General features: G+C 36.2%; 1 protein-coding gene. It reads right to left on the reverse strand.

The window, feature by feature from the left end:
• A partial coding sequence (locus HMPREF3045_RS09310; RefSeq protein ID WP_257244373.1) for an SHIRT domain-containing protein occupies positions 1-1,280 on the reverse strand: 1,280 nt, incomplete at both ends.

The following is a 1,280-nucleotide window of genomic DNA, read 5'->3' on the forward strand; positions in this document are numbered from 1 at the left end:
ATGTCCATGTTCCATCGTTTTCTGTATCTTCGACTGTTTTTTGTTTTGGATCAGTAGGAGTTACAGTTTCTCCATCTTTCTTACCAGTTTGTTGAACTGGTGTTAAATCTGTAACAGCTTTTGGAAGGTCTTTTCCTTTTGTTGATGATACAAATTTATGTTCTACTTTGTATTCTGGATCTGGTGCAAATACCCAAGTTCCTGTAACTTTTTCGTCTTGGTTTGAAATTTCTACTGAATTTTTGTCAAAAGATTTGAATTTCCACGTTCCTTTGTTTACATCATCTCTAAATGTAGCGTCATCGCCTGTTGGAACTGGGGATTTTACTGTATCGCCTTTTACTTTTCCTGTTGCTTCTTTTGGAGCTTTCGCTTTTAATTCAGCTGGCAATTCTTTGCCTTCAGTTCCGCTTACGTATTCGTAAGTTACTTTGTGTTCGTTTGGTGTAAATTCCCAACTTCCTTCAAACATTACATCGGCTCCGTCTACCTTAGCATCAACTTTATCAGTAGTTTTATCTAGGTCTTTGTAGCCTTTGAATTTCCATATTCCGTCATTTTCTGTATCTTCTACTTTTTCCTTTTTAGGAGCAGTTGGTGTTACAGTTTTTCCGTCTTCTATACCAGTTTGTTGATCAGGAAGTTGATCTTTTACTGCTTGTGGAAGGTCTTTTCCTTCTGTTGCTGACTTAAACTGATGGTTTACATTGTAGGTTACAGGATCAGGTTTTGGAGAGAATTTCCAAGTTCCTGTAAATACAAGGTCTTTATTATCAACAGTTTCACTTTCTTTGTCATACTTAACAAAGGTCCATACTCCATCTTTAGTTGTAATTGATTCTGGAATAGGTTTTGTTGGTGTTACTTTATCACCCTTAACCTTTCCTTTTTCTGGATTTGGAAGTAGATTTTTCACTTCATCAGGAAGAGTTTTTGTTGGATCTTCACTAACAAATTTGTAGCTTACTTTGTGTTCGTTTGGTGTGAATCTCCATTTTCCTTCGAATGTTACATCTGATTTATCAATAGTTTTGCTATCTTTATCATAACCTTCGAATGTCCATGTTCCATCGTTTTCTGTATCTTTTACTTCTGTTTGTGTTGGAGCAGTTGGTTTAACAACGCTTCCATCTTCTTTGCCTGTTTGATCTTCTGGTGTTAGGTCTTTTACGACTTGTGGAAGATCTTTGCCTTCTGTTGCGGATACAAATTCGTGTGTTACATTGTATTTTTCTGGTTCTTGATCTGGTATAAATTCCCATGTTCCTGTGAATTCTACA

The sequence above is a fragment of the Anaerococcus sp. HMSC075B03 genome (assembly GCF_001815585.1).
In the GTDB taxonomy this organism is placed as follows: Bacteria; Bacillota; Clostridia; order Tissierellales; family Peptoniphilaceae; genus Anaerococcus; species Anaerococcus vaginalis.